Source organism: Citrobacter sp. CK185 (assembly GCF_030333565.1).
GTDB classification, from domain to species: domain Bacteria; phylum Pseudomonadota; class Gammaproteobacteria; order Enterobacterales; family Enterobacteriaceae; genus Citrobacter_B; species Citrobacter_B koseri.
On sequence record NZ_JAOWFR010000022.1, the window covers coordinates 244,942 to 271,196 of the forward strand.

General features: G+C 53.1%; 25 protein-coding genes, 1 other RNA gene and 2 pseudogenes. 13 read left to right on the forward strand and 15 right to left on the reverse strand.

All coding sequences use genetic code 11. The features are described 5' to 3' along the window. Window positions 1-117: 117 nt before the first annotated feature. From exuR to OGV79_RS06945, 10 genes and pseudogenes are all read left to right on the forward strand, one after another. The gene (gene exuR / locus OGV79_RS06900) at window positions 118-894 is read left to right on the forward strand and encodes a transcriptional regulator ExuR (RefSeq protein WP_012135233.1); all 777 of its coding nucleotides are present in this window, start codon (window positions 118-120) and stop codon (window positions 892-894) included. Window positions 895-1,243: 349 nt separating this feature from the next. Then, window positions 1,244-1,906: a DedA family general envelope maintenance protein YqjA gene (yqjA, locus tag OGV79_RS06905; RefSeq protein WP_012135234.1), complete on the forward strand. Its 663-nt coding sequence runs from the start codon at window positions 1,244-1,246 to the stop codon at window positions 1,904-1,906. Between the two features lie 3 nt (window positions 1,907-1,909). After that, on the forward strand, window positions 1,910-2,293 hold the full coding sequence (gene mzrA / locus OGV79_RS06910) for an EnvZ/OmpR regulon moderator MzrA (protein ID WP_153257880.1): 384 nt from the start codon (window positions 1,910-1,912) through the stop codon (window positions 2,291-2,293). Window positions 2,294-2,440: 147 nt separating this feature from the next. After that, the gene (locus OGV79_RS06915; RefSeq protein WP_049010354.1) at window positions 2,441-2,809 is read left to right on the forward strand and encodes a DUF1090 domain-containing protein; all 369 of its coding nucleotides are present in this window, start codon (window positions 2,441-2,443) and stop codon (window positions 2,807-2,809) included. Between the two features lie 41 nt (window positions 2,810-2,850). Continuing rightward, window positions 2,851-3,156: an ElaB/YgaM/YqjD family protein gene (locus tag OGV79_RS06920; protein ID WP_012135237.1), complete on the forward strand. Its 306-nt coding sequence runs from the start codon at window positions 2,851-2,853 to the stop codon at window positions 3,154-3,156. 2 nt (window positions 3,157-3,158) lie between these two features. Further along, window positions 3,159-3,564: pseudogene (locus OGV79_RS06925) on the forward strand (phage holin family protein). Further along, window positions 3,554-3,853 (forward strand): YqjK-like family protein, encoded by a 300-nt coding sequence (locus OGV79_RS06930; protein WP_286449084.1) that lies wholly within the window; start codon window positions 3,554-3,556, stop codon window positions 3,851-3,853. Before OGV79_RS06925 ends, OGV79_RS06930 begins: the two are co-directional and overlap by 11 nt. Window positions 3,854-4,130: 277 nt before the next feature. Then, window positions 4,131-4,523 carry a DoxX family protein gene (locus tag OGV79_RS06935; protein WP_012135240.1) on the forward strand — a complete coding sequence of 131 codons (393 nt, stop codon included), beginning with the start codon at window positions 4,131-4,133 and terminating at the stop codon, window positions 4,521-4,523. Window positions 4,524-4,591: 68 nt separating this feature from the next. Then, the gene (locus OGV79_RS06940) at window positions 4,592-5,587 is read left to right on the forward strand and encodes a glutathione S-transferase family protein (RefSeq protein WP_286468190.1); all 996 of its coding nucleotides are present in this window, start codon (window positions 4,592-4,594) and stop codon (window positions 5,585-5,587) included. A 156-nt stretch (window positions 5,588-5,743) separates the two neighbouring features. Further along, the gene (locus tag OGV79_RS06945; protein WP_012135242.1) at window positions 5,744-6,109 is read left to right on the forward strand and encodes a DUF805 domain-containing protein; all 366 of its coding nucleotides are present in this window, start codon (window positions 5,744-5,746) and stop codon (window positions 6,107-6,109) included. An 89-nt stretch (window positions 6,110-6,198) separates the two neighbouring features. Here the strand turns inward: OGV79_RS06945 and yhaJ are convergent, their stop codons facing one another. Further along, window positions 6,199-7,095 (reverse strand): DNA-binding transcriptional regulator YhaJ, encoded by an 897-nt coding sequence (gene yhaJ / locus OGV79_RS06950; RefSeq protein WP_012135243.1) that lies wholly within the window; start codon window positions 7,093-7,095, stop codon window positions 6,199-6,201. Between the two features lie 104 nt (window positions 7,096-7,199). On the opposite strand from yhaJ, the gene OGV79_RS06955 reads away from it, so the two are divergent. Together OGV79_RS06955 and OGV79_RS06960 are read left to right on the forward strand one after the other, a co-directional pair. Further along, window positions 7,200-7,901 (forward strand): pirin family protein, encoded by a 702-nt coding sequence (locus OGV79_RS06955; protein ID WP_110493768.1) that lies wholly within the window; start codon window positions 7,200-7,202, stop codon window positions 7,899-7,901. Window positions 7,902-7,927: 26 nt separating this feature from the next. Beyond that, a complete protein-coding gene (locus OGV79_RS06960) occupies window positions 7,928-8,092 on the forward strand; it encodes a protein YhaL (protein WP_047463896.1) in 165 nt (54 codons plus the stop codon). Window positions 8,093-8,112: 20 nt separating this feature from the next. Here the strand turns inward: OGV79_RS06960 and OGV79_RS21690 are convergent. The 14 genes and pseudogenes from OGV79_RS21690 to garL all read right to left on the reverse strand — a co-directional run. Continuing rightward, window positions 8,113-8,205, reverse strand: a pseudogene (locus OGV79_RS21690) (hypothetical protein); the annotation flags it as partial. Between the two features lie 15 nt (window positions 8,206-8,220). Further along, window positions 8,221-9,531, reverse strand: a complete 1,311-nt coding sequence (locus OGV79_RS06965; protein ID WP_071257772.1) for an L-cysteine desulfidase family protein — start codon at window positions 9,529-9,531, stop codon at window positions 8,221-8,223. A gap of 25 nt (window positions 9,532-9,556) precedes the next feature. Next, window positions 9,557-10,888, reverse strand: coding sequence for an SLC5/6 family protein (locus tag OGV79_RS06970; RefSeq protein WP_024130973.1), 1,332 nt, complete (start codon window positions 10,886-10,888; stop codon window positions 9,557-9,559). Window positions 10,889-11,269: 381 nt separating this feature from the next. Continuing rightward, a complete protein-coding gene (tdcG, locus tag OGV79_RS06975) occupies window positions 11,270-12,634 on the reverse strand; it encodes an L-serine ammonia-lyase (RefSeq protein WP_286468192.1) in 1,365 nt (454 codons plus the stop codon). Between the two features lie 100 nt (window positions 12,635-12,734). Continuing rightward, window positions 12,735-13,130 carry an enamine/imine deaminase gene (locus OGV79_RS06980; protein ID WP_012135250.1) on the reverse strand — a complete coding sequence of 132 codons (396 nt, stop codon included), beginning with the start codon at window positions 13,128-13,130 and terminating at the stop codon, window positions 12,735-12,737. A 13-nt stretch (window positions 13,131-13,143) separates the two neighbouring features. Then, window positions 13,144-15,438, reverse strand: coding sequence for a formate C-acetyltransferase (gene pflB / locus OGV79_RS06985; RefSeq protein WP_112001527.1), 2,295 nt, complete (start codon window positions 15,436-15,438; stop codon window positions 13,144-13,146). 32 nt (window positions 15,439-15,470) lie between these two features. Continuing rightward, the gene (tdcD, locus tag OGV79_RS06990; RefSeq protein ID WP_024130974.1) at window positions 15,471-16,679 is read right to left on the reverse strand and encodes a propionate kinase; all 1,209 of its coding nucleotides are present in this window, start codon (window positions 16,677-16,679) and stop codon (window positions 15,471-15,473) included. Window positions 16,680-16,710: 31 nt separating this feature from the next. Continuing rightward, the gene (gene tdcC / locus OGV79_RS06995; protein ID WP_012135253.1) at window positions 16,711-18,042 is read right to left on the reverse strand and encodes a threonine/serine transporter TdcC; all 1,332 of its coding nucleotides are present in this window, start codon (window positions 18,040-18,042) and stop codon (window positions 16,711-16,713) included. A gap of 34 nt (window positions 18,043-18,076) precedes the next feature. After that, window positions 18,077-19,066 (reverse strand): bifunctional threonine ammonia-lyase/L-serine ammonia-lyase TdcB, encoded by a 990-nt coding sequence (gene tdcB / locus OGV79_RS07000; RefSeq protein ID WP_012135254.1) that lies wholly within the window; start codon window positions 19,064-19,066, stop codon window positions 18,077-18,079. Between the two features lie 103 nt (window positions 19,067-19,169). Then, entirely contained in the window at window positions 19,170-20,108 is a 939-nt protein-coding gene (gene tdcA, locus OGV79_RS07005) for a transcriptional regulator TdcA (protein ID WP_047461068.1), read from the reverse strand. A 771-nt stretch (window positions 20,109-20,879) separates the two neighbouring features. Continuing rightward, window positions 20,880-21,258: RNase P RNA component class A (gene rnpB / locus OGV79_RS07010), an RNA gene on the reverse strand. Between the two features lie 32 nt (window positions 21,259-21,290). Then, window positions 21,291-22,436 (reverse strand): glycerate 2-kinase, encoded by a 1,146-nt coding sequence (gene garK / locus OGV79_RS07015; RefSeq protein WP_058668141.1) that lies wholly within the window; start codon window positions 22,434-22,436, stop codon window positions 21,291-21,293. Window positions 22,437-22,532: 96 nt separating this feature from the next. After that, complete coding sequence (gene garR / locus OGV79_RS07020; protein WP_115625947.1) at window positions 22,533-23,423, reverse strand: 2-hydroxy-3-oxopropionate reductase; 891 nt, start codon at window positions 23,421-23,423, stop codon at window positions 22,533-22,535. 28 nt (window positions 23,424-23,451) lie between these two features. Then, entirely contained in the window at window positions 23,452-24,222 is a 771-nt protein-coding gene (gene garL, locus OGV79_RS07025) for a 2-dehydro-3-deoxyglucarate aldolase (RefSeq protein ID WP_024130976.1), read from the reverse strand. Between the two features lie 409 nt (window positions 24,223-24,631). Between garL and garD the strand changes: the two genes are divergently transcribed. Continuing rightward, window positions 24,632-26,203 (forward strand): galactarate dehydratase, encoded by a 1,572-nt coding sequence (garD, locus tag OGV79_RS07030; protein ID WP_012135264.1) that lies wholly within the window; start codon window positions 24,632-24,634, stop codon window positions 26,201-26,203. Window positions 26,204-26,255 lie beyond the last annotated feature (52 nt).

A 26,255-nucleotide genomic window follows, 5' to 3' on the forward strand; every position in this document is an offset into this window, starting at 1 on the left:
GGTTTACTCATCCAAAGCCGCCTGTTAAACAGGCGGCTTTTTCAACGGTACAAGTGGAGCCAGCCTCGCAAAAGTGGTATAACAAATATAGTCTGCCGTCTTATGCCTGGAGCGCATATGGAAATCACCGAACCACGACGTTTGTATCAACAACTTGCTGCTGACCTGAAAGAGCGCATCGAACAGGGCGTCTACCTTGTGGGCGATAAACTCCCTGCCGAACGCTTTATTGCCGATGAGAAAAACGTCAGCCGTACGGTGGTTCGTGAAGCGATTATCATGCTGGAGGTCGAAGGCTACGTAGAAGTCCGCAAAGGTTCCGGCATCCACGTCATTTCAAATCAACCGAAATATTATGTCGCCCCGGATGAAAACCTTGAGTTCGCCAATTATGGCCCGTTCGAACTTCTCCAGGCGCGCCAGTTGATAGAAAGCAATATTGCCGAGTTTGCCGCCACGCAGGTGACGAAACAGGACATCATGAAGCTGATGGAAATCCAGGAGAAAGCGCGTAACGAAAAATGTTTCCGCGACTCCGAATGGGATCTCCAGTTCCATGTGCAGGTCGCGCTGGCGACGCAAAATACCGCGCTGGCCGCCATTGTCGAAAAAATGTGGACTCAGCGCGTACATAACCCGTACTGGAAAAAACTGCACGATCATATTGATTCACGCACCGTCGATAACTGGTGCGACGATCATGACCATATTCTCAAGGCGCTGATTCGCAAAGATCCTCATGCCGCGAAACTGGCAATGTGGCAGCATCTGGAGAACACCAAACAGATGCTGTTTAACGAAACCAGCGACGATTTCGAATTTAATGCCGACCGCTATCTTTTTGCTGAAAATCCCGTTGTTCATCTGGACACCGCCGCTAACGGGGCAAAATAGACAATCTTACGCTGGCAGGCGCATCAGGGCGCCTGTCTGCGACGCCGCTCAGTAAGCGTAAGATATAAAGTGTCAGCCTGTGTAAATCCTCTCGCCACCCACCTTTGTGATAAGCAAAATCATATTTTAACGACGTGCGATTTCTATAACGGACTACGTCGACCTTTGTTACAATTAGATGCATTTTGAATTTTTGTGTGTTAGTGCTTGCTTACTTCACAACTTAACAAGGAATGGTTCAGGCCGCGATTTTGCGCCCGTCCGCAACCCAAGTAAAAAATGAATAATGTTGCGGTATTGCAAACTCAAAAAACCGGCGTGACGTTAACCGATTCTCCAGGAATACTGAATGGAACTACTGACTCAATTACTGAATGCCCTGTGGGCTCAGGATTTTGAAACACTCGCCAACCCTTCCATGATTGGCATGCTTTATTTCGTACTATTTATGATTTTGTTCCTGGAAAATGGGTTGCTTCCTGCCGCCTTTTTACCTGGTGACAGTTTGCTGGTGCTGGTCGGCGTACTTATCGCCAAAGGCGCAATGGGGTTTCCGCAAACGCTCCTGCTGTTAACCGTGGCCGCCAGCCTGGGCTGCTGGGTCAGTTATATTCAGGGGCGATGGCTGGGCAACACGCGTATTGTACAAAACTGGCTGTCGCATCTGCCCGCGCATTATCATCAGCGCGCTCACCATTTGTTCCATAAACATGGCCTGTCCGCGCTGTTAATTGGCCGTTTTATCGCTTTCGTTCGTACCTTGTTACCCACTATCGCGGGTCTGTCCGGCCTTAATAACGCGCGCTTTCAATTCTTTAACTGGATGAGCGGGTTGTTGTGGGTCCTGATCCTGACCTCGCTGGGTTACTTGCTGGGCAAAACGCCTGTATTCCTGAAGTACGAAGACCAACTGATGTCATGTCTGATGCTGCTGCCGGTGGTGCTGCTGGTCTTTGGGCTGGCGGGTTCGCTGGTGGTGCTCTGGAAAAAGAAATACGGAAATCGGGGATAGAGTATGGTGAAACCACGCATAACGCTTCGACAACTGGCCTGGACAACCTCTTTTCTCATGCTGATGAGCGTGCTTTTTCTCGTCTGGTCGACCATTCGCCAGCAGGAATCCACGCTGGCCATTCGCGCCATCCATCAGGGCGTCAGTATGCCGGACGGCTTTTCCATCTGGCATCATCTGGACGCTAACGGCATTCGCTTCAAAAGCATCACGCCACAAAATGACGCGCTGCTCATTACGTTTGACTCCAGCGCGCAAAGCGCGGCGGCTAAGGCCGTGCTGGACAGAACGTTGCCGCATGGCTATATCATCGCCCAACAGAACGGCGACAGCCAGGCCGTACAGTGGTTGACCCGCTTACGGGATAACCCACATCGCTTCGGTTAATGTCCAGGAATCCGAATCATATCACCCACTTTGGTGATTTCGCCGTTTACTGACTATGATTAATAAGGCGGACTTATTGTCCGCCGTGTTATGACCTGGATCATCGTCCCCCGGTAACGGGTTCGAATCACAATGGAAGGTTCAAGAATGAAATACCGCATCGCTTTCGCCATTACCCTTTTCACGCTCAGTGCAGGCAGCTATGCCAATACCCTCTGTCAGGAAAAAGAGCAGGATATACAGAAGGAAATTAGCTACGCCGAAAAGCACAACAACCAGAACCGCATTAATGGTTTGAATAAAGCGCTCAGCGAACTCAGAGCAAACTGCACCGACAGTAAACTGCGTGCTGACCATCAGAAAAAGATCGCAAAACAAAAAGATGAGATTGCTGAACGTCAGCGTGATCTGGTCGAAGCAAAACAAAAAGGCGATGCGGATAAAATTGCGAAACGTGAACGCAAGCTGGCTGAAGCTCAGGATGACCTGAAAAAGCTTGAGGCACGCGACTACTAAGTCAAATCAAACGTTAACGACTCACTCACCTGGAGAAAACTATGTCGAAAGATAACACTACGGAACATCTGCGCGCTGAGTTGAAATCCCTGGCTGATACGCTCGAAGAGGTGCTTAGCTCCTCTGGCGATAAGTCGAAAGAAGAGTTGAGTAAGATTCGTAGCAAAGCCGAGCGTGCGCTGAAAGAAAGCCGCAACCGTCTGGGCGAAACCGGCGATGCGATTGCCAAACAAACCCGCGAAGCCGCAGCACGCGCTGACGACTATGTACGCGAGAACCCGTGGACGGGCGTCGGCATTGGCGCAGCCGTTGGTGTGGTGCTGGGCGTACTGCTGACGCGTCGTTAATTATGGCGGATTCTCATCACGCGCAGGGGCCAGGCAAAAGCGTTCTGGGCATCGGGCAGCGGATTGTCACTATCCTTGTTGAGATGGTAGAAACCCGACTGCGACTGGCGGTTGTGGAACTGGAAGAGGAAAAAGCGAATCTCTTTCAGCTTCTGCTGATGCTGGGGCTGACCATGCTTTTCGCGGCGTTCGGTCTGATGAGCCTGATGGTGCTTATCATCTGGGCGGTTGACCCTCAGTATCGCCTCAATGCAATGATCGCCACCACCGTTGTGTTGCTGGTTCTGGCGCTGATCGGCGGACTCTGGACGTTACACAAAGCCCGCCAGTCAACGCTGTTACGCCATACGCGTCATGAACTGGCTAACGACCGGCAAATTCTGGAGGATGATAAGCCGTGAGCAGTAAAGTCGAACGTCAAAAGCGTAAGGCGTTGCTGCTCAGCCAAATCCAGCAGCAAAGGCTGGACCTTTCAGCCAGTCGTCGCGACTGGCTGGAAGCGACGGACAGCTGGGATCGCGGCTGGAACACGCTGATCAGCCTGCGTTCCTGGGCGCTGGTCGGCAGCAGCGTTATGGCTATCTGGACAATTCGCCACCCGAATCTGCTGGTGCGCTGGGCAAAACGCGGTTTTGGCATCTGGAGCGCCTGGCGGCTGGTCAAAAGCACGATCCGAAAACAGCAGCTGCGCGGCTGATTCCTGCACCCTTCCTCCTCGCCATCCGGCATAACGCCCGATGGCGCTACGCTTATCGGGCCTACGTATTGTTGTTGATCCAATAAGGTGTTTACACCGCCATCCGGCAATCTGTGCCCTGTCACTCAAAATTTTTGAAAATTATTGACAGTTTTCCTTGCTAACAATTGTTACATGTCACGTTTATGATTCTCTCCATCAACCGCAACGACGCGACATTCCGCGTGATTGCACAAAAAATGAAATCAGCAGCCTGAGTGGTTCCCTGGAGAGTAAAATGAAAAAATTAGAAGATGTTGGTGTACTGGTAGCGCGCATTCTGATGCCCATTCTGTTTATCACCGCAGGTTGGGGAAAAATCACCGGTTATGCGGGTACCCAACAATACATGGAAGCGATGGGTGTTCCGGGGTTCCTGTTACCGCTGACTATCCTGCTTGAGTTTGGTGGCGGTCTGGCGATTCTGTTCGGTTTCCTGACCCGTACAACGGCGCTGTTTACCGCAGGCTTTACCCTGCTGACCGCGTTCATCTTCCACAGCAACTTTGCGGAAGGCGTGAACTCACTGATGTTCATGAAAAACCTGACCATCGCAGGCGGTTTCCTGCTGCTGGCCATCACAGGGCCGGGCGCATTCAGCATCGACCGCGTCCTGAATAAAAAGTGGTAAGCACGCTATACTGAATCAAAAAACGAGGGGATATTCTCCTCGTTTTTGCTATCTGGAGGAGAGAGAAAATGGGACAACTGATTGACGGCGTATGGCATGACACCTGGTATGACACCAAGTCTACGGGGGGGAAATTTCAACGTTCTGTATCGGCTTTCCGTAACTGGCTCACCGCTGATGGCGCGCCGGGTCCGACTGGCGAAGGGGGCTTTACCGCCGAAAAAGATCGCTATCACCTGTATGTTTCACTTGCCTGCCCGTGGGCGCATCGCACGCTGATCCTGCGTAAGCTCAAGGGGCTGGAACCGTTTATCTCCGTTTCTGTTGTGAATCCGCTGATGCTGGAGAATGGCTGGACGTTTGATGATAATGTCCCGGCGGCAACCGGTGATACGCTGTATCAACACGAGTTTCTGTATCAACTCTATCTGCATGCCGATCCGCACTACAGCGGTCGCGTCACCGTACCGGTATTGTGGGATAAAAAGAATCACACCATCGTCAGTAATGAATCGGCGGAAATCATTCGTATGTTCAATACCGCATTCGATGCGCTGGGCGCCAAAGCCGGGGATTACTACCCGACGGCCCTGCGCGGAAAAATTGACGAGCTCAATAGCTGGATTTATGACAACGTCAACAACGGCGTGTACAAAGCCGGGTTCGCCACCAGCCAGCAGGCCTATGATGAAGCCGTAGAGAAAGTGTTCGAGTCACTGGCGCGTCTGGAGCAAATCCTGGGGCAGCACCGTTACCTGACCGGCGACCAGTTAACCGAGGCGGACATTCGCCTGTGGACCACGCTGGTGCGTTTTGACCAGGTTTACGTTACGCACTTCAAGTGCGACAAATACCGCATCAGCGATTACCTGAACCTTTATGGTTTCCTGCGCGATATCTGGCAGATGCCCGGCATTGCGGAAACCGTCAACTTCGACCATATCCGTAACCACTACTTCCGTAGCCACAAAACCATCAACCCGACGGGGATTATCTCCATCGGCCCGTTGCAGGATCTCAATGAGCCTCACGGACGCGACGTCCGCTTTGCAAAAGCGGGATAATCCCTTTACGCCGCCACCAGGAAACAGTCTGGTGGCGGCGCTAACTCGCCTTACCCGCCCGATGCATTAAACATTAATCATTCGAATATTTACCACCATTCCATTCACGGCTATTCTTATTTAAAAACAAGTGATTGACCGTATGTTGAGGCGAAAATGGACTGGTATTTAAAAGTATTGAAGAACTATATCGGCTTTGGCGGCCGCGCGCGTCGTAAAGAGTACTGGATGTTTATTCTGGTCAACGTCATTTTTACGTTCGTGTTGGGCGTGCTGGACAAGATGTTCGGCTGGCAACGCGCCGGGGGCGAAGGCGTGCTGACAACCATTTATGGCATTCTGATTTTCTTACCGTGGTGGGCAGTACAGTTCCGTCGGTTGCATGATACCGATCGTTCCGCATGGTGGCTGTTGCTGCTCCTCATCCCTGTTATTGGCTGGCTGGTCATCATCCTCTTTAACTGCCAGAACGGTACGCCAGGCGAAAACCGCTTCGGGCAGGACCCTAAAATTCTGCCCTGAAGTGAAGCCGGTAGATGCCTGATGGCGCTGCGCTTATCAGGCCTACGCGAGCGCCTGCACCACCATCCGGCTAAACCGGGCTTGCGCTCTTATCTGCTGGCAAACAGTTTCGGGATTTCCCGCAGGCACCAGGCTTTCGCCTCGCCCATGCTGTCGCGTCGCCAGGCCATAATAATATCAATTTCACTGGTCGATTCCGGGCTGACGACCCGCAGTCTTCCTTGTGCAATATCCTGTTCGACCAGCGGATACGGCATGGTCGCGACGCCCAGCCCGGCCAGCAAAGCCTGACGTTTGTCTTCAATGGTACTCACCGTCAGGCGCGGCTGTTTGTCCAGCAGCTGCACGGTCAATACCGGTCGCTCGCGGGCGGTATCCGCCACCGCCACACCACGATATTTCACGCGGGTCACTTCAGACAACGGCTCCGGCTCCTGATGAATCGGATGGTCCGGCGCCGCCACGTAGACGTTCATCAGCGTATACAGCTTGCGGGAGTTAATTTCTGACGACGAGCGGAAATGCATATCCGGTGCAATCACAATATCGGCCCGCCCCTGCTCCAGACGCTCCCAGGCGCCCGCCAGCACTTCCGTGATCACCGAAAGCTGGGTGTTGGCTTTCGCGGCCAGTCGGTCAATCAGCGGGAAGAAGGCTGAGGTCGGCACCAGCGCTTCTGTCACCAGCGTCAGGTGCGTTTCCCAACCGCGCGCCAGCGCTTCGGCATCGGTGGTCAGCTTGTCTGCCGCTTCCAGCAATACGCGCCCGCGTTCCAGCAGCATACGCCCCACGTTGGTGAATTTTGTCCGATGGCCGGAGCGGTCAAACAACACCACATCCAGCTCTTCTTCCAGTTTTTGCATGGTGTAGCTGAGCGCGGATGGTACGCGACCTAACTCATCTGCCGCCGCCGCGAAGCTCCCGCGTCGATCTATTGCGTCCATGACGCGTAACGCTTCCAGTGTTAACGCCCTTTCTTTGGCCATATCGTTCTCATTCAGGAAATTTGAACATACCGGGCAGAATATCTGGCTAACAATGCAGCGTCCAGCCCCTTAACATAAAAGGAAGTAAAGAGAGGTCAAGAATTATGATTACTACCCGAACAGCCAAACAGTGCGGACAGGCAGACTACGGATGGTTGCAGGCCCGTTATACCTTCTCCTTTGGACACTACTTCGACCCTAAACTGCTGGGCTATGCCTCCCTGCGCGTACTCAACCAGGAAGTGCTGGCGCCAGGCGCCTCCTTCCAGCCGCGCACCTACCCGAAGGTGGATATTTTAAACCTGATTCTGGAAGGCGAAGCGGAATATCGCGACAGCGAAGGCAATCATGTCCAGGCGAAAGCGGGCGAAGCCCTGCTGCTCGCCACGCAGCCGGGCATTAGCTATAGCGAGCATAATCTCAGTAAAGATAAGTCGCTTACCAGGATGCAGCTATGGCTGGACGCCTGTCCTGAGCGGGAAAACCCGTTGGTACAGAAAACCACGCTAACCGCGAGCAAACAGCAACTCCTCGCCTCCCCGGATGGAGAGCATGACAGCCTGCAATTACGCCAGCAGGTCTGGGTGCACCATATTGCGCTGAAAAAAGGCGAGTCGCTGAGCTTTCAACTGCATGGCCCACGCGCCTATTTGCAGTCGATTCACGGTACGTTTCATGCGGTAACGCATAACGAGGAGCGAGAAGCGCTTACCTGCGGCGACGGCGCATTTATTCGTGATGAAGCTAACATAACGTTAGTTGCCGACACGCCATTGCGCGCTTTACTGATAGATTTGCCTGTGTAGTCAGAAAAAATAAGGGAGTTATGACTGTGAGCAAAAAATCGGCTAAAAAGCATCAATCCGTAACCCAACCCGCAGCACAGGATGCGGCAAACGCGCCCGGGAAGTTTGGCTACGAGGAGATGCTAACCGAACTGGAAGCGATCGTCGCGGATGCAGAGATCCGGTTAGCGGAAGAAGATGAAGCCGCCTGAAAAGGCGGCTTCTGATTATCGACAAACGTAATGCCGGATGGCGGCGTAAACGCCTTATCAGGCCTACGAACGCAAGTTACCGTAGGCCTGATAAGCGCAGCGCCATCAGGCAAACCCGCGCCACAGGGTTAATGCGCCTTACTGGCCATAATTTCGATAACCTGACGGTCGGTTTGCTGCATTGCATGACAGGCCAACGCGCATAAATTCGAAATAGATTGCTCGACGTTATGCGCCACAATCCCTTCGTTGCCGGTTACCGCCGTATCATCCAGCGCCATTAACACCGCTTTCCAGGCCGCAGACGCGCTGGTCGATACCTTCATCGCACAGCTATTCGATGCGCCGTCGCATATCATCCCGCTCACGTCGCCGATCATACTGCTGATCGCCATCGCAATCGTGTTATAGCGGCCATCCATCAGCCACGCCATTCCTGCCGCCGCCCCCATTGCCGCCGTGGTCGCCGCACAGAGCGCTGACAGGCGTGGAAGCTGATGGTGAATGTAGATCGCGCTCAGGTGCGAGAGCATCAGGGCGCGCGCCAGACGTTCGTCATCCGCCCCCACATGCTCCGCCACCACCATTACGGGAACCGTCGCGGTGATCCCCTGATTGCCGGAGCCGGAGTTACTCATGGCTGGCAGCGTCGCGCCGCCCATCCGCGCATCCGAGGCTGCGCTGGTGCGGATCAGGATCGCCGTCGACAGATCGTCCGCCAGCAGACCGCGTGCGCACTGCTTTTGCAACGTCGCCCCGATATGCAGCCCCCAGGTGCCGCGCAATCCTTCCTGCGACAGCGCGCCGTTCAGTCTGGCAGCCTCCAGAATAAAGCGGATTGACGCAAACGGCACCGCATTCACAAACGCCAGAATCTCTTCCAGCGAGGTCTTTGATAAGACCGACAGCGGCGATTCTTGCGCCTCCCCCTGCACGCTTTCGGTCTGCGTAAAGATCACCCCAGTGTGAGTTTCAATGCGCACGATATTGGTGTGCCCGCCGACGATCGTTACGCAGGCCCACGCATCGCCGCTGTACACTTTAGCGCGTGAGAAGAGGATGTCGTCGCATGGCTCCTGCAACATCACCGACACCTTCCCGGCAGCCAGCATCGCTTTCGCATCCGCAATCGCCCCCGAAGAGGCGTTTTTCAACACTTCCAGCCCCGCGCTGGCATCGCCGCCAAGCGCCCCCAGCGCTGCCGCAATGGGAAGCCCAACCATCCCGGTGCCCGGTACGGTGACGCCCAGGCCATTCTTCATCAGGTTCGGCGAGACCCACGCGTCAACGCGTTCAACTTCGCCGTCAAGTTCAGCCGCGGCAACCGCCGCCGCCAGCGCCAGAGAGACAGGTTCCGTACATCCCAGTGCCGGTTTTACCTCTTCCTGTACTGCGAGGATAAAACGCTGCCATAACGGATTTTCTGTAGACTCAAACATAACAACAACCTTACTTTCAGGAAGATCAAGCAAATGCCAGGAACGGAGAAACGCACAGCAGCAAACCCGTGACGATAATCAGATACAGAGACGCGCCCTTGTATTTGTGCAGTGCAGGAACTTTGTAGACCAGCCAGGCCGGGATCAAACATCCCACCATGCCGAAGATCGGGCTACAGATAGAGGTGAAACTCAGCACCGGCGCATTCAGCACAATGGCGCTCCAGGCCAGTAAGATGGCGAAAACCATAATGCCGCGCTGCACGAAGCGTTCGTTAATCTTCTCGACAGGCATTCTGCGGCGCAGCAGGTTCATCACAATTCCCTGAGTCGCTTCGCGAAAGCCTAAGTAAACGCCGAAGAACGCGGTCATAACGGCAAAGATATTCAGGATCACACTGACCACTTTCACCCAGCCCGCACCCGCGCCGCTAATAAACTGCGCGGCGATCGCCAGTGCAGAGATGTTCTGCTCGTAGGCTTTGACCGCTTCGTCATGCCCCATCGCCAGGGTGAAAGAGACTGCGTAGAAAAAGACGGTAACAAACAGAATGCCGAACGCGATGTTCATGGCGCGCAGCGCTTTATGCCGTGCGACCTCAATGGATTTTTCGCGTGAACGATAAGAGATCACCATCGGACTCAAGGTCTGGATAAACAGAATGGAGGTCAGCGTAAACGGCAAGGTGATGATGGCGTTTTTAATCAACAGCGCCATCGGCGGCAGCGCGCCAATGTTGTACAAATGCCACATCCCGATCATTGAGACGCCGAGCGCCGCGACCACCAGCAGTTTAGTCAGCACCATGCCGGTCGAAATCTTGAACAGAAGCTGCTCGCCGCGTGACGAGATCGCCACCAGAATGCAAATCAGCACCAGTCCATAGAACGGGCTGTCGGAGAGCAAACCTTCCGTGACGCCAAAGGTGTGCAGATAAGAGGCGCTGTCGTTAGTGATGGCGGTGGAGTAGACAAACATCCAGATCACCAGCATCACAAAGTAGAGTGCGCCTAACAGGATGCCCCAGTTTTTCCCCAGATAGCCGCTGATGACGCTCGGGTAGTCTTTACATTCCGGGGACTCCGCCAGCGTGTTGATGAACAGGCGCTGGAACAGATACATCGCGGGATAGCCGATAATAGAGGAGAGTAAAAAGACCCACAGCCCCATTAAACCGACCTGCACCGGGAGAAAAACAATCCCCGCGCCGATCGCCATACCAATACTCATGATGACCCAGCCCGTGTCGGTGCTGTCGAATTTAATGGCTTCGCGCCATTCGCTTTCGGTCATCCCTGCCCGGCGCGCCGGAGCTGATGCGTCGAGTATTACGCTGTTATTCGTTGCCGTTTCCATTACGTTCTCGCTTAATATGTAGGTAGAGTTTTTTATTATTTTTCCGTGCCGCATCAAGGCGATACGCGGTACGTCGTGCGCAGGCGAGTTATTGGAGTAGTGAGGGAATCATACGCGCAGGATCAGAGAAAAACTTCACAAACAAACCCCTGTAATTTCTAAAAGTTAAGAAATATTTTCTATTTTACATCCAAATAAAGAATTGAATTTCTATTCTTGAAGCAGATCACAACAAAAAAGGTGCACTAAAGTGCACCTTTTTTATCATGCCATGTTGATTAATTCATTGCCGGATGGCGGCGCTTGCGCCTTCTCCGGCCTGCAAACGTACGTAAACCGTAGGCCTGATAAGCGCAGCGCCATCAGGCACGGCTATTCACCTCAGGTACAAACGACCTTAATCGCCAGCCCACCGCGCGAAGTCTCGCGGTACTTATCGTTCATATCCTTGCCGGTTTCATACATCGTCTCGATCACTTTATCGAGCGACACCCGTGGCTCAGACGTCCGCCGCAGCGCCATTCGCGCCGCATTCACCGCTTTTACCGCATTAATCGCGTTACGTTCAATGCAAGGAATTTGCACCTGCCCGGCCACCGGATCGCAGGTCAATCCCAGGTTGTGCTCCATCGCGATTTCCGCCGCAATGCAAACCTGCGATGGACTACCGCCCAGCAGTTCCGTCAGCCCTGCCGCAGCCATCGAGCAGGCGACGCCAACTTCACCCTGACAGCCCACTTCCGCACCGGAGATAGACGCATTCATCTTATACAGCGCGCCAATCGCGCCCGCAGCCAGCAGATAGCGGGCAATCGAGTTGGCATTCACCGGACGGCGGAACTTATCATAATAGGCCAGTACAGCAGGAATAATGCCGCATGCGCCGTTAGTTGGCGCCGTTACGACCCGTCCTCCTGCCGCGTTCTCTTCGCTGACGGCCAGCGCAAACATGTTGATCCAGTCGATAACGTTCATCGGGTCGCTGGAGAGGCTGTCGCTGGAGACCAGCAGACGCCTTAACGCAACGGCACGACGCGGCACATTCAGCGGCCCCGGCAGTACGCCCTCGGTGTTCATGCCGCGTTCAATCCCGGCGTGCATCACATCCCAGATGCGCGCGAATCCGGCGTCAATCTCCTCTTTGCTGCGCAGCGCCAGCTCGTTTTGCATCATCAGGCCAGAGACCGAAAGCCCGTTTCGCTCACACAGTTTCAGCAGTTCGCTGGCCGAGTGAAAATCATAAGGCACAGGCGTTTCGACATCATGCGCCTGCCCGAAACGCTCCTCTTCGACGATAAACCCGCCGCCGATGGAGTAATAGGTTTTGCTCAATAGCGTCTCTTGCCCGTTCCATGCCGTAATACGCATCCCGTTTTCATGGCGCGGTAGCGTTTCGGCGTGAAAGAGAATGCTGTCTGCTACCGGGAAATCAACAACGTGCGCTCCCTCGGCCACCGGCAGGCGTCCGCTGCGCGTTACGTCTTCAATAAAGGTGGGAATCGCGTCGATATTCACGTTTTGCGGGCTGTTGCCTGCCAGCCCCATCATGATGGCGGTATCCGTCGCATGACCTTTCCCGGTCAGCGATAACGATCCATACAGATCAACCGTAATACGCGTCGTGCGAAGTAAATCACCCTTGCAGGTCAGTTGATCGATAAAACATTTTCCTGCATTCATCGGCCCTACGGTATGGGAGCTGGAAGGTCCAATGCCAATCTTAAAAATATCGAATGCGCTAATCATATCCAGAACCTCGGATTGCCGTTCAGTGGAGACCAGACATCAAATAGTTTCACACTCGTTTTTGGGATCGGGGCGATCCTGACGATCGCCCCGCAGGGGGTTACAGCGTATCGCCACGCACCGCGATAGCTTCAATCTCCAGCTTCACATCCTTCGGCAAACGGGCGACCTGCACACAGCTGCGCGTAGGGTAAGTCGCCTGATGCTCATCAAAGAACTGCTGATACACCTCGTTGATGGTGGTGAAATCGTTCAGATCGGTAATGAACACAGTGGTCTTTACGATATCGCCCACTTTCAGGCCCGCAGCTTCCACAATCGCTTTGACGTTTTCCAGGCTCTGACGCGCCTGATCGACGACATTTTCCGCGACCTCGCCCGTTTGCGGGCATACCGGGATCTGACCTGAGGTCAGCACCATACTGCCCAAATCCACACCCTGTACGTAGGGGCCGATGGCTCCCGGTGCATGTTGGGTGGCAATAATCTTTCTCATAGCGCCTCCGGCGTTATATCGCCTGGGTAAAGGTACGTGAAATCACATCCTGCTGTTGCTCGCGGGTGAGCGCATTAAAGCGCACGGCGTAGCCGGACACGCGGATCGTCAGGTTCGGATAGCTTTCCGGGTGCTCGATGGCATCCAGCAGCATTTCACGGTTCATCACGTTGACGTTCAGGTGCTGGCCGCCTTCCACATGCGCTTCATGATGGAAGTATCCGTCCAGCAGGCCGACCAGATTGGTTTTCCGCACGCCGTCATCTTTGCCCAACGCCGCAGGCACAATGGAGAAGGTGTAGGAAATCCCGTCTTTGGCATAGGTGAACGGCAGTTTCGCGACGGAAGTCAGCGAAGCGACAGCGCCTTTACGGTCACGGCCGTGCATCGGGTTCGCACCCGGCGCGAACGGCGTACCGCCACGACGTCCATCCGGCGTGTTCCCGGTTTTCTGGCCGTACACCACGTTCGAGGTGATGGTCAGAATGGACTGCGTCGGCACCGCGTTGCGGTAGGTTGGCAACACTTTAATTTTCTTCATAAAGCGTTCAACCAGATCGCAGGCAATGCTGTCCACGCGCTCGTCGTTGTTGCCGTACTGCGGATATTCGCCTTCGATGACAAAATCGACTGCCAGCCCGTTGTGGTCGCGCACCGGTTTCACCTTCGCGTACTTGATGGCGGACAGCGAATCCGCCGCCACGGACAGCCCCGCGATGCCGCATGCCATCGTGCGATAAACGTCACGATCGTGCAGCGCCATCAGCGACGCTTCGTAGCTGTACTTGTCGTGCATGTAGTGGATGATATTCAGCGCGCTGATGTACTGCACCGCCAGCCAGTCCATGAAGTGGTCAAGGCTCTCCATCACCGTGTCGTAATCCAGTACTTCATCCATTAATGGCGCCGTTTTCGGCCCGACCTGGATTTTCAGCTTCTCATCCACACCGCCGTTGATTGCATACAGCAGCGTTTTAGCGAGGTTGGCGCGGGCGCCGAAGAACTGCATCTGCTTACCGATGACCATTGGACTGACGCAGCAGGCAATGGCGTAATCATCGCTGTCAAAGTCAGCGCGCATCAGATCGTCATTTTCATACTGCAAAGATGAAGTGACGATCGACACCTGTGCCGCATACTTTTTAAAGGCGACCGGCAGCGCTTCTGACCACAGCACGGTCAGGTTCGGCTCTGGCGCAGGCCCCATCGTGTGCAGGGTATGCAGATAGCGGAAGGAGTTTTTGGTCACCAGCGTGCGGCCATCCAGCCCCATACCGCCGATCACTTCGGTTGCCCAAATCGGATCGCCGGAGAACAGCGTGTCAAATTCCGGCGTGCGCAGGAAGCGCACCATGCGGATCTTCATGATGAAGTGGTCGATCAGTTCCTGCGCCTGTTCTTCCGTTAAGATCCCGGCCTTGAAGTCTCGCTCAATGTAGATGTCGAGGAACGACGCGGTACGGCCCAGCGACATTGCGCCGCCGTTCTGCGATTTCACCGCTGCCAGATAGGCGAAGTAAAGCCACTGGACGGCTTCCTGCGCGTTACGCGCCGGACGGGAGATATCGCAACCGTATTTAGCGGCCATTTCCTGCATTTGCAGCAGCGCACGACGGTGTTCGGCCAGCTCTTCACGCAGGCGAATCGTCGCTTCAAGGTTCTGCCCCCACTCCAGATTTGACTGGAGGTCGGCAAACTGCAACTCACGCTCGCGCACCAGATAACGGATACCGTACAGCGCAACGCGGCGATAGTCGCCGATAATGCGCCCACGGCCGTAGCCATCCGGTAAGCCGGTCAGCACCCCGGATTTACGGCAGCGCAGCATATCCGGCGAATACGCGTCGAATACCCCCTGGTTATGGGTTTTACGCAGCTCGGTAAACTGATATTCAAAATCAGCATCCATTTCACGACCATACGCCTGGAATGAGCTTTTGATCATGTTGATGCCGCCAAACGGATGCAGCGCGCGCTTGAGTGGCTTATCGGTTTGCAAACCGACGATTTTTTCCAGCTCCTGCTCAATATAACCCGCGTCATGGGCAGTAATGGTGGTCGCAATATTGGTATCGAAATCGACTGGCGCATGCGTCGAGTTTTCAATACGAATACCCGCCATAACTTTTTCCCACAATGCGGTAGTCGCAGGCGTGGCTTCCGCGAGGAAGGATTCATCTCCCTCATAGGGCGTATAGTTGTGCTGAATAAAATCACGGACATTAATTTCTTCTTTCCAGTCCGTACCTTTAAAGCCAAGCCAGGCTTCGGCATACAGCATATCGCTGGTATCGATATTTACCTTCATGAAAAATAGTCTCTCTACAGAACAACAATAAATTATGCAAATTCCACAGGTGCGTTAACTTTGCCTAAATGAATAGCGTCGAGGGCAATCATCTTTTCTTCATTCGTTGGAATGACGGCACAAATAACGTTGGTGTCTTTGCTGGAGATAATTCTTTCACCGTGAGAATTAGGCAGGCTATTCATCTCGTGATCTAATTTCACGCCCAGAACAGCCAAATGTTCAATGACCAGACGGCGAATTAACACGGAGTTTTCGCCAATCCCCCCGGTAAAAATAATACCGTCCAGACGGTGTAACGATGCGGCATGCCCGGCAATGTGGCGGGCAATACGGTGCACAAAGGTTTTAATCGCCAGTTGCGCACGTTCATGCCCTTCATGCCAGGCTTTTTCCAGCACACGTAAGTCAGATGACAGACCGGAAATCCCCAGCAAACCAGACTCTTTATTCACCACGCGTTCCATATCGCCCAGCGTCTGGTTGGTTTCGCTGGCAATCCACGCCATCGCGCCGAAGTCCACATCGCCGCTGCGGGTGCCCATCATCAGCCCTTCCAGCGGGGTCATCCCCATAGAGGTATCGACGCTTTGACCGTTACGAACGGCACAGATAGAAGCGCCATTGCCCAGATGCGCGACAACCAGACCCGAGTCCTCTTCCTGTAGCGCAAGAAGGTCATGCGCACGCTGCGAGACATAGCGGTGCGAGGTGCCATGAAAGCCATAGCGCCGGACGCCCAACTCCTCAAAATATTTCCACGGCAAGCCGTACAAATAGGCTTCAGGCGCCATCGTTTGATGGAAGCTGGTATCAAATACCGCCACCTGCTGTACGCCCGGGAAAAGATGCTGCGCCGATTCAATTCCGCTTAAATTGGCGTAATTATGTAACGGCGCTAAAGGAGAAACCCGGCGGATATTCTCGATAACTTCATCCGTAATAATGGCTGATGCCGTAAAGATATTTCCGCCGTGGGCAATACGGTGGCCAATTAAGGCCACGCTGTCGATTAAATTACGTTTTTCCAGTTCAAACGCAATCGCCTTTAATGCGCCTTCGTAGCTGTGGTGAGCCAGCTTAGCTGGCTCTCCTCCATTTACGGATAAAAACGCATCTTCAGAATTAATACCGTCCGCAATTCCTGCCATTAACACATCGCAATGGGTTGCATCCAGTACTGAAAACTTAATGGAAGACGATCCACAGTTAATCACCAGAACTACCGGAAATTCATTCATTTCACTACTCCGCTCATCCTGAGCTAAAGGATTAGAACAGTTTGTACACGATATTCAGGATGGTCAGCAGACCAATCACGGTCACAAACACGTTATCCAGACGACCACGGTATTTCGCCAGTGACGGCGCTTTACGGATGGCGTACATCGGCAGCAGGCAGAGCAGCGAGGCAATGATCGGCGCACCCATTGCTTCAATCAGGTCCAGAATGTTCGGGTTGGCGTATGCCACAACCCAGGTGGAACCCATGATGAAGATCATGCTGATGGTGTTGAGTTTGCCCAGTGAAACTTTGGTTTTATCGCCTTTGTAACCAAACTTCAGCACCAGACCGTTCAGGCCTTCCAGCGTGCCCAGATAGTGACCGAAGAACGATTTGAAGATAGCGACCAGTGCGATGATGGAAGCCCCGTACTCCAGAACCGTAGCAAACGTTGATTTAGTGCCAGACAGCGACGCAAAGTGGTTCGCCAGATATGAGAGCACCGGAATGTTCTGCGCTTTCGCATCCGCCATGTTGGCCGGAGAGAGCGTGAACAGGCAGCTGAAGGCGAAGAACATCACCACGGCCACCATCAGCATGCTGGCGCGGGAGATGATCTGTGAACATTTACGCTCGGTAAATTCACGACCAAAGTCTTTCTCATACTCTTCACGTTTGGAAACCACGAAAGAAGAGACGATAGGCGAGAAGTTAAAGGAGAACACCATGATGGAGATACCCAGCCACACGGTAACCAGAATGCCGTCATGCCCGGTTAACGCGATATTGCTGAGATCCACCTGATCGATAACCGCAGAGTTCCAGTAAGGGATCAGCGACAGAGAGATCAGCACCAGGCTGGCAATGAACGGCCATACCAGGTAGCTCATCACTTTAACCATCAGGTCTTTACCAAACCAGATAACGAAAGCCATCAGCAGCAGCAGGAACAGCGCCACAAAGCCACGGTTAAGCGCCGGCATCTGCAACTGGTTTTCCCAGAAGGTCATAAAGGTGTTGGTAATGGTTACGCCATAAATCCACAGCAGCGGACAGATAGCGAAGAAGTACAGGAACGTGATGACCACGCCGCCTGTTTTACCAAAGTGCTCTTCTACCGTTTCTGTGATGTTGCCGGAAGGGTTAGAACCGGAAAGACACAGGCGCGCCAGCGCACGGTGGCAGTAAAACGCGATGGGGTAGGCCAACACCAGCATCAAAAGAATCGGGATTAGCCCGCCAAACCCTGCGCGAATAGGGAAGAACAACACCCCGGCGCCGATGGCAGTACCAAATAGTCCCAGTGTCCATGTGGTGTCCGATTTACGCCAGGACGACTGTTTTGTCTGGCTGGATACAATGCTATCAGTAGTACTCATATCCTATCCTCAACGAAAAGATTAATAGCCGGGTTTAAGCGTCAACTAAGCCCGTAATTTGCGATACACGAGAAAGATCGATATTGCCGCCAGAAATAATGCTGACCGTTTTTCTGTTCTGGATATAGCTATCTAATTTCCCGCTTAATAATGCGGCACATGCCAGTGCGCCAGCGCCTTCAGTGACGACTTTATTGCGCTGAATTAATGCAATCATGCTGTTACGAATTTCATCTTCGCTGACCAGGACAATGTCATCCACTAATTCACGAACAATCTCATACGTTAAATTACCCGGGCGAGAAACATCACAACCATCCGCCAGGGTGCCGGTCGTTCGGTGAGTGGTTATTTCTCCTGCATGATAAGATGCCGCCATGCCGTGTACGTTTTCGGACTGTACGCCAATAACTTTAATTGTCGGGTTAATGGATTTAATAGCAATCGCGACACCGGCAATCAGACCGCCGCCGCCAATTGGTACAATGACGTTATCGACATCATACAGATCTTCCATAATTTCCAGGCCAATCGTTCCCTGCCCGGCAATCACTTTCGGATCGTCATAAGGTGGAATAAAAATGCGGCCTTCAGTCTCAACAATTTCGCTCACTTTGGCGATGGTATCGTTGAAGTTGTCACCGTGCAGCACCACTTCAGCGGAGTAGTCGCAGGTGGCCGCCACTTTGGACTTCGGCGCGCCTTTCGGCATCACGACTTTGCCGTCGATACCGAGCATCGCGCAGGAGAGAGACACCCCTTGCGCATGGTTACCGGCAGAGCAAGCCACCACGCCTTTACGTTTTTCTTCTTCCGTTAATGAACTGAGTTTGTTAAACGCACCGCGGATTTTAAAAGAGCCCGTGCGTTGCATATTTTCGAACTTAAGGAATATTTCGCCTTTGCAGCGCTCGCTGAAATAGTTAGAGCGCGGCATACCTGTTTTATAAATTTTCCCCGCAAGTCTTTTTTTCGCTTCGAGGATATCTTCAATCGCAACCGGGAGATCGTATGTAATATGCATTATAACCTCTTAACCTGGGTATTAAGGTAAAATAAATAGTCAGTACCAACGTCTGATATTCAGACAGATGGCATCAGTTTTTGATTAAATTAAATTTAATCCGTTACTTAATTTCTATTAATTGCTTTCGTCTGCAACCATTATAAGATGAATATTCTTTGGCTAATTCCACCAAAACCGATGCTGCTTTTTTAATCCGATAATTTTTAGACCAGATCGCGGCATAACGCGCGACCGGTAAGTCTTCCTCTACTGGAATCGTAATAAACTGGTTTGAACCGAATGGAGATGTCATATCGCAGGGAATGACGGTCAGAAAATCAGCATTGAGAACAAGATTATAAATAGTGACAACGGAATCTGTTTTAACGATGTTTTCACTGCTGATGCCATTTCTTTGTAACGTGGTGAGGAGTTCGCTGTAGTAGCCCATATTCGTTTGTGGCAACACCCACTGTTCGTTCTGCAACGATTCCAGTGTGGTGATGCCGGTGCATGTTCGGGACTTACTGGCCACCAGGACAAACTCTGACTCAAAAAGCGGCTCCACGTGTAGATCCTGTAGTTTCATCTCATCACTGAGCGTGCCGATAGCGAAATCCAGGCGTCCGTCGCGAATCGCGGGCAGGAACGAGGAGAGCTGCGCTTCATACATCGACACCTGCGCTTTTGGGAACACCTCTTTAAATTTATGAATCATGTCAGACATAAAGGTAAAGCCAATCAACGAAGGAAAACCAAACGAAACGTCGACCACCGTGTTGCAGGTCATGCTGTTCATCTCGTTCACCATGTTTTTCATTTCACGGGTGATGGATTCAGACCAGGTAAGCAGCACCTGACCTGCGCTGGTTAACGTGACACCGGTATTTTTGCGAACGATTAACTCAACGCCAAAATAGGCCTCAACATCATTGATAATTTTACTTACAGCAGGCTGAGTTAACCCTAACTCTTTTGCGGCAGAACCGATAGAACCACTTCTAATGACTTCCTGAAAGACCACCAAGTGCTGTGTTTTAGGGAGAAGAATAGTATTCATATCGACCTGCACTAATTACTTTGTTGACGGCATGAAGTGTACCAAATAAAGGTTACATGGTTATGTGCGACTACTCACAAATTAACTTACCTTACACTTTGTAAGCTTATTTTTTAAAAAATAAATCATTTATTATCAACAAGTTGAAAGAACACGACTGCACTTTATCATGATTTTTGTCAAAAAATCATGAGGGGATAACAATATTTTATGGCGATAACATATGCGTTTCATTCGCTATTTTACAAATTCGGGAAAGACGATAATTCAATCAATTATCGCATAATTAACACGCAGATTTACGTTTAAATTTAACGGACAATTAATCAAAAATAAGTACAATTACGCCCTTATTGGGATTAAAGATTGTGGCATATCACATTTTTTCTTCTTATTTGTTTGTAAAAAAACATTACACACACGAATATTTAATTCATTTAATACACACCATTATCATTACCAACAATATATTAACACTGTGATTGTCAATTTTTGTAGCGCGTAATTTTGTGATAGCGATCAACAGCCAATCTTTTATCCGGTTAAAAAATCACCACACAGCGTTTTGTGTTAGTGGTCACAGAACAAGAAATATCTTTTGGCGGGGAAATTATGTTACGCAGCGCGATCGGGCACCTTCTGCGGGGAATCCGCCGGATAGCGACGCTCACGCGTCTTATCCGGCCTACCAAAGCGCTCTGCCATCAGGCAGTACCGGGAACCCAAACGCTATGAAAGCAAAAACCCGCCGAAGCGGGTTTTTACATGAAGAGGTGAAACTGACCGATAAGCCGGGTTCTGTCGTGGACAGTCATTCATCTAGGCCAGCAATCGCTCACTGGCTCAAGCAGCCTACCCGGGTTCAGTACGGGCCGTACCTTATGAACCCCTATTTGGCCTTGCTCCGGGTGGAGTTTACCGTGCCGCGAACTGTTACCAGCCGCGCGGTGCGCTCTTACCGCACCCTTTCACCCTTACCTGATCCCGCTTGCGCGGGCCATCGGCGGTTTGCTCTCTGTTGCACTGGTCGTGGGCTTGCGCCCCCCAGGCGTTACCTGGCACCCTGCCCTATGGAGCCCGGACTTTCCTCCCCTCCGCCCGTCTCCCCCGAAAGGGACGACGACGAAGCGGCGACTGTCTGGTCAGCTTCGGCGCGCAGTATAGAGGGTTTGCACGCCATTGTCACCCTGCACTGCGCATTCCTATCGCCAGCGTTGCGGCGATGTTTCGCGAGGCGCGGTAGATATTATCAAACGCGCCGCGAAAGGCTTCATCCAGCGTGCCAATGCGGGTAAGCACGCTGAACACGGCATCAATGCCATGCTGATGCACCACTCCCACATCATGCGTCAGACTCCCCGCGATCCCAATCACTGGCTTATGATACTTTTTCGCCACACTGGCGACGCCTATCGGTACTTTGCCGTGAATACTCTGGCTGTCGATACGCCCTTCGCCGGTGACGACTAACGCGCAGTCGTGGATATGTTCTTCCAGATTGAGCGCCGTGGTGACTATCTCAATGCCGCTGCGTAACTCTGCGCCGAGGAAAGCCATTAAGGCCGCCCCCATCCCGCCAGCCGCGCCCGCGCCGGGGACATTTTCCACATCCACGCGCAGCGACTTTTTAATCATGTCGGCATAATGAGCAAGATTGCCATCCAGTTCATGAATGAGCTTTTCGGTCGCGCCTTTCTGCGGCCCAAAGATTCGCGACGCGCCATTTTCGCCCGTCAGTGGATTGGTCACATCGCAGGCCACCCGGATAGCACACGTTTTTAAACGCGGATCGAGACCAGAGATATCAATCGCATTCAGGCTGTTCAGGCTGCCGCCGCCGTTCCCAATTTCAGTACCGTTCGCATCCGTTAATCGGGCGCCCAGCGCCTGCACCATGCCCGCGCCGCCGTCATTGGTCGCGCTGCCGCCAATGCCGATGATAATGCTTCTGGCACCGTGCTCCAGCGCATGCAGGATCAGCTCTCCGGTGCCGCGCGACGTAGTAATCAACGGATTACGCTTTTCTGGCGGAACCAGCGCCAGCCCGCTGGCCGCCGCCATTTCAATAAACGCGGTGCTGCCGTCCCCGGACATGCCCCAGTTGGCCATGACGGTCTCCCCCAGCGGCCCCGTCACAAAAGCGGTATACTGCGTTCCATGCGTGGCGGCAATCATGGCTTCGACCGTTCCCTCTCCGCCGTCAGCGACCGGGATAGAAACATACTGCGCATCGGGAAAAATTTCCCGGAATCCTTTTTCTATCGCCTGCGCAACTTCAGCGGCAGAAAGGCTTTCTTTATAAGAGTCTGGGGCGATTACGATTTTCATAGTTGTAGCCTGTTACTGCACAACGCCGGATGGCGTTTCACTTATCCGGCCAGGGTCATAGGCCCGGACCGCCGCGCGCGACCGGGCATGACGTCATTAGCGAGCGATTTCCACTTTCGCCAGTTTTTCGTAGTAGCAGGCCAGGGCGCTATGGTCGGCCGAGCCCAGACCATCGGCACGTAGCGCCTGCATCATTTCCATCACGGCGGCGGTCAGCGGCAGTTGCGCGCCTACGCCATGAGAGGTGTCCAGCGCATTCGCCAGATCTTTAATATGCAGATCGATGCGAAAGCCCGGTTTGAAGTTCCGTTCCATCACCATCGGCGCTTTCGCATCCAGCACGGTGCTACCCGCCAGACCGCCGCGAATCGCCTGATACACCAGATCCGGGTTCACCCCCGCTTTGGTCGCCAGCGTCAGCGCTTCAGACATGGCTGCGATGTTCAGCGCGACAATCACCTGGTTAGCCAGTTTGGTCACGTTGCCCGCGCCAATATCACCGGTATGCACCACGGAACCGGCCATTGCTTTTAGCAGATCGTAATATTTATCGAAAATCGCTTTATCGCCGCCGACCATCACCGACAGCGTGCCGTCGATCGCTTTCGGCTCGCCGCCGCTTACCGGCGCATCCAGCATATCGATACCTTTTGCTTTCAGCGCATCGCTGATTTCACGGCTTGCCAGCGGAGCGATAGAGCTCATATCGATCAAAACGGTGCCTGGCTTCGCGCCTTCAATAATGCCGCCTTCGCCCAGCGCCACTTCTTTCACATGCGGCGAGTTCGGCAGCATGGTGATAATCACATCGCACTGTTCGGCAACGGCTTTTGCCGTGGTTGCGGTTTCTGCGCCTGCGGCAATAACTTCGGCAATCGCGTCAGGGTTACGGTCAGAAACCACCAGCGAGTAACCGGCTTTGAGGAGGTTTTTGCTCATTGGTTTACCCATGATGCCCAGGCCAATGAAACCTACTTTCATCGTCATAATCTTCTCTCTCTTGTTTCAGTGGTGGTTATTTCTTAAAGGCGTCAGCCAGCTTTTGCGTGGCGGAGCGGAACACGCCCAAATCGCTCCCCACGGCAACGAACGTCGCGCCCCATTCCAGATAGCGGCGCGCGTCGGCTTCGACCGGCGCCAGAATGCCGCACGGTTTACCGTGGGCTTTGGCGCGGGCAAAGATATGCTGAATGGTTTTCTGTACTTCCGGGTGAGAGGCGTTACCAAGATGACCTAACGCCGCAGCCAGATCGCTTGGGCCGACAAAAATACCGTCAACGCCTTCAGTGGCCGCGATAGCATCAACGTTATCCACCCCCTGCTGGCTTTCGATCTGCACCAGAATGGTGATGTTCTTATTTGACTGGGCAAAGTAATCCGGCACGGTGCCAAACATATTGGCGCGATGGGAAACGGAGACCCCACGGATGCCTTCCGGCGGATAACGCGTCGAGGCCACGGCGCGAACGGCTTCTTCTTCCGTCTCGACAAACGGGATCAGGAAGTTATAGAAACCGATATCCAGCAGACGCTTAATGATGACCGGCTCGTTCGTCGGCACCCGTACCACCGGCGCGCTGGCGCTGCCTTTCAACGCCATCAGTTGTGGAATAAAAGTTGAGATATCGTTCGGCGCATGTTCGCCATCCAGCACCAGCCAGTCAAAACCTGCCAGCCCTAACACTTCCGTACTGATAGGGTTTGCCAGCGCGGACCAACAGCCGATCTGAATGCGTTGCGCTGCCAGCGCAGCTTTAAATTTGTTTGGGAAGATATCGTTACTCATCATTTATACCCTGGATGAATCATTATTTATTTCCGCAATTCCGGGAGATATTTCGATTTGCTCATCTAAGGAATTACGCTGATATTTTATCGATAGCGGATAATGAAAGTCGTGAATCAGTATAATCATACTTACGCCGCTAAACATTGTTGTATTGCTCAATTTTAATATTCACAATGAATAATATTTTGAGCATTTGCACAACGTCATGGGCGGTGATGCACAGATTTGTACATTACTCGCCCAGCTCCCGTACCATCGGGAATAATGGCCGATCGCGATCACATTTTTAAACAAAAACTCCTGGCATTCTTTATTTAGCAGCAACGTATTTTTAATTCTGACAATAAAAAGCAGTTGTTCTCTTTAACACATTTATTATCACCACCTGGCTGGAGAATACTGGACAATGGCCGATATCGAAATTAGACAAGAATCGCCAACCGCGTTTTATATTAAAGTGCATGACACCGATAACGTGGCAATTATTGTTAATGACAATGGTCTGCAAGCCGGAACGCGTTTCCCGGACGGTCTGGCGTTGGTTGAACATATTCCTCAGGGGCATAAAGTGGCGCTGGAGGCGATTCCTGCCCACGGCGAAATCGTGCGTTATGGCGAGGTGATCGGCTATGCCGTTCGCGACATCGCACGCGGCAGCTGGATAGATGAGTCACTGGTTGAGCTACCGAAAGCGCCGCCGTTACACACCCTGCCGCTGGCGACGAAAGTGCCGGAACCGCTGCCGCCGCTGGAAGGCTACACGTTTGAAGGCTACCGCAACGCGGATGGCAGCGTCGGCACCAAGAATCTGCTCGGCATCACCACCAGCGTACACTGCGTGGCGGGCGTCGTGGATTATGTCGTGAAGATCATTGAGCGTGACCTGCTGCCCGGATACCCGAACGTAGACGGCGTTGTCGGTCTGAACCACTTGTACGGCTGCGGCGTGGCGATCAACGCGCCTGCGGCCGTGGTGCCTATCCGCACCATTCATAACATCTCGTTGAACCCGAACTTCGGCGGCGAAGTTATGGTCATCGGCCTTGGCTGTGAAAAACTTCAGCCGGAACGTCTGCTGGAAGGCACGGAAGATGTGAAAGGGATTCCGGTGGACAGCGCCAGTATTGTGCGTTTGCAGGATGAGCAGCACGTCGGCTTTAAGTCGATGGTCGAGGATATTTTGCAGGTGGCCGAACGCCACCTGGCGAAGCTCAACCAGCGCCAGCGTGAAACCTGCCCGGCTTCCGAACTGGTGGTCGGAATGCAGTGCGGCGGCAGCGATGCGTTTTCCGGTGTGACGGCCAACCCGGCGGTGGGTTACGCCTCGGATCTGTTAGTACGTTGCGGCGCGACGGTGATGTTCTCGGAAGTCACCGAAGTCCGTGATGCAATCCACCTTCTCACGCCACGCGCGATTAACGAAGAGGTCGGCAAACGCCTGCTGGAAGAGATGGCCTGGTACGATAATTATCTTGATATGGGGAAAACCGACCGCAGCGCCAACCCGTCGCCAGGCAACAAAAAAGGCGGTCTCGCGAACGTGGTGGAAAAAGCGTTGGGCTCTATCGCAAAATCCGGGCAGAGCGCAATTGTGGAAGTGCTGTCCCCCGGTCAGCGACCGACAAAACGCGGTTTAATTTACGCCGCCACGCCCGCCAGTGATTTTGTCTGCGGCACGCAGCAGGTCGCTTCCGGGATCACCGTCCAGGTGTTCACAACCGGTCGCGGAACGCCATATGGCCTGATGGCGGTTCCGGTAATCAAAATGGCGACCCGCACAGAACTGGCGAATCGCTGGTTTGATTTGATGGACATCAACGCGGGCACCATTGCCACAGGGGAAGAGAGTATTGAGGACGTGGGCTGGAAGCTGTTCCACTTTATTCTGGACGTCGCGAGCGGTCGTAAGAAAACCTTCTCAGACCAATGGGGGCTGCATAACCAGCTGGCCGTGTTTAACCCCGCGCCAGTGACCTGATGACGAAAAAAGGCCGGATGGGATCGCATCGCCATCCGGCCTTTTATAGATA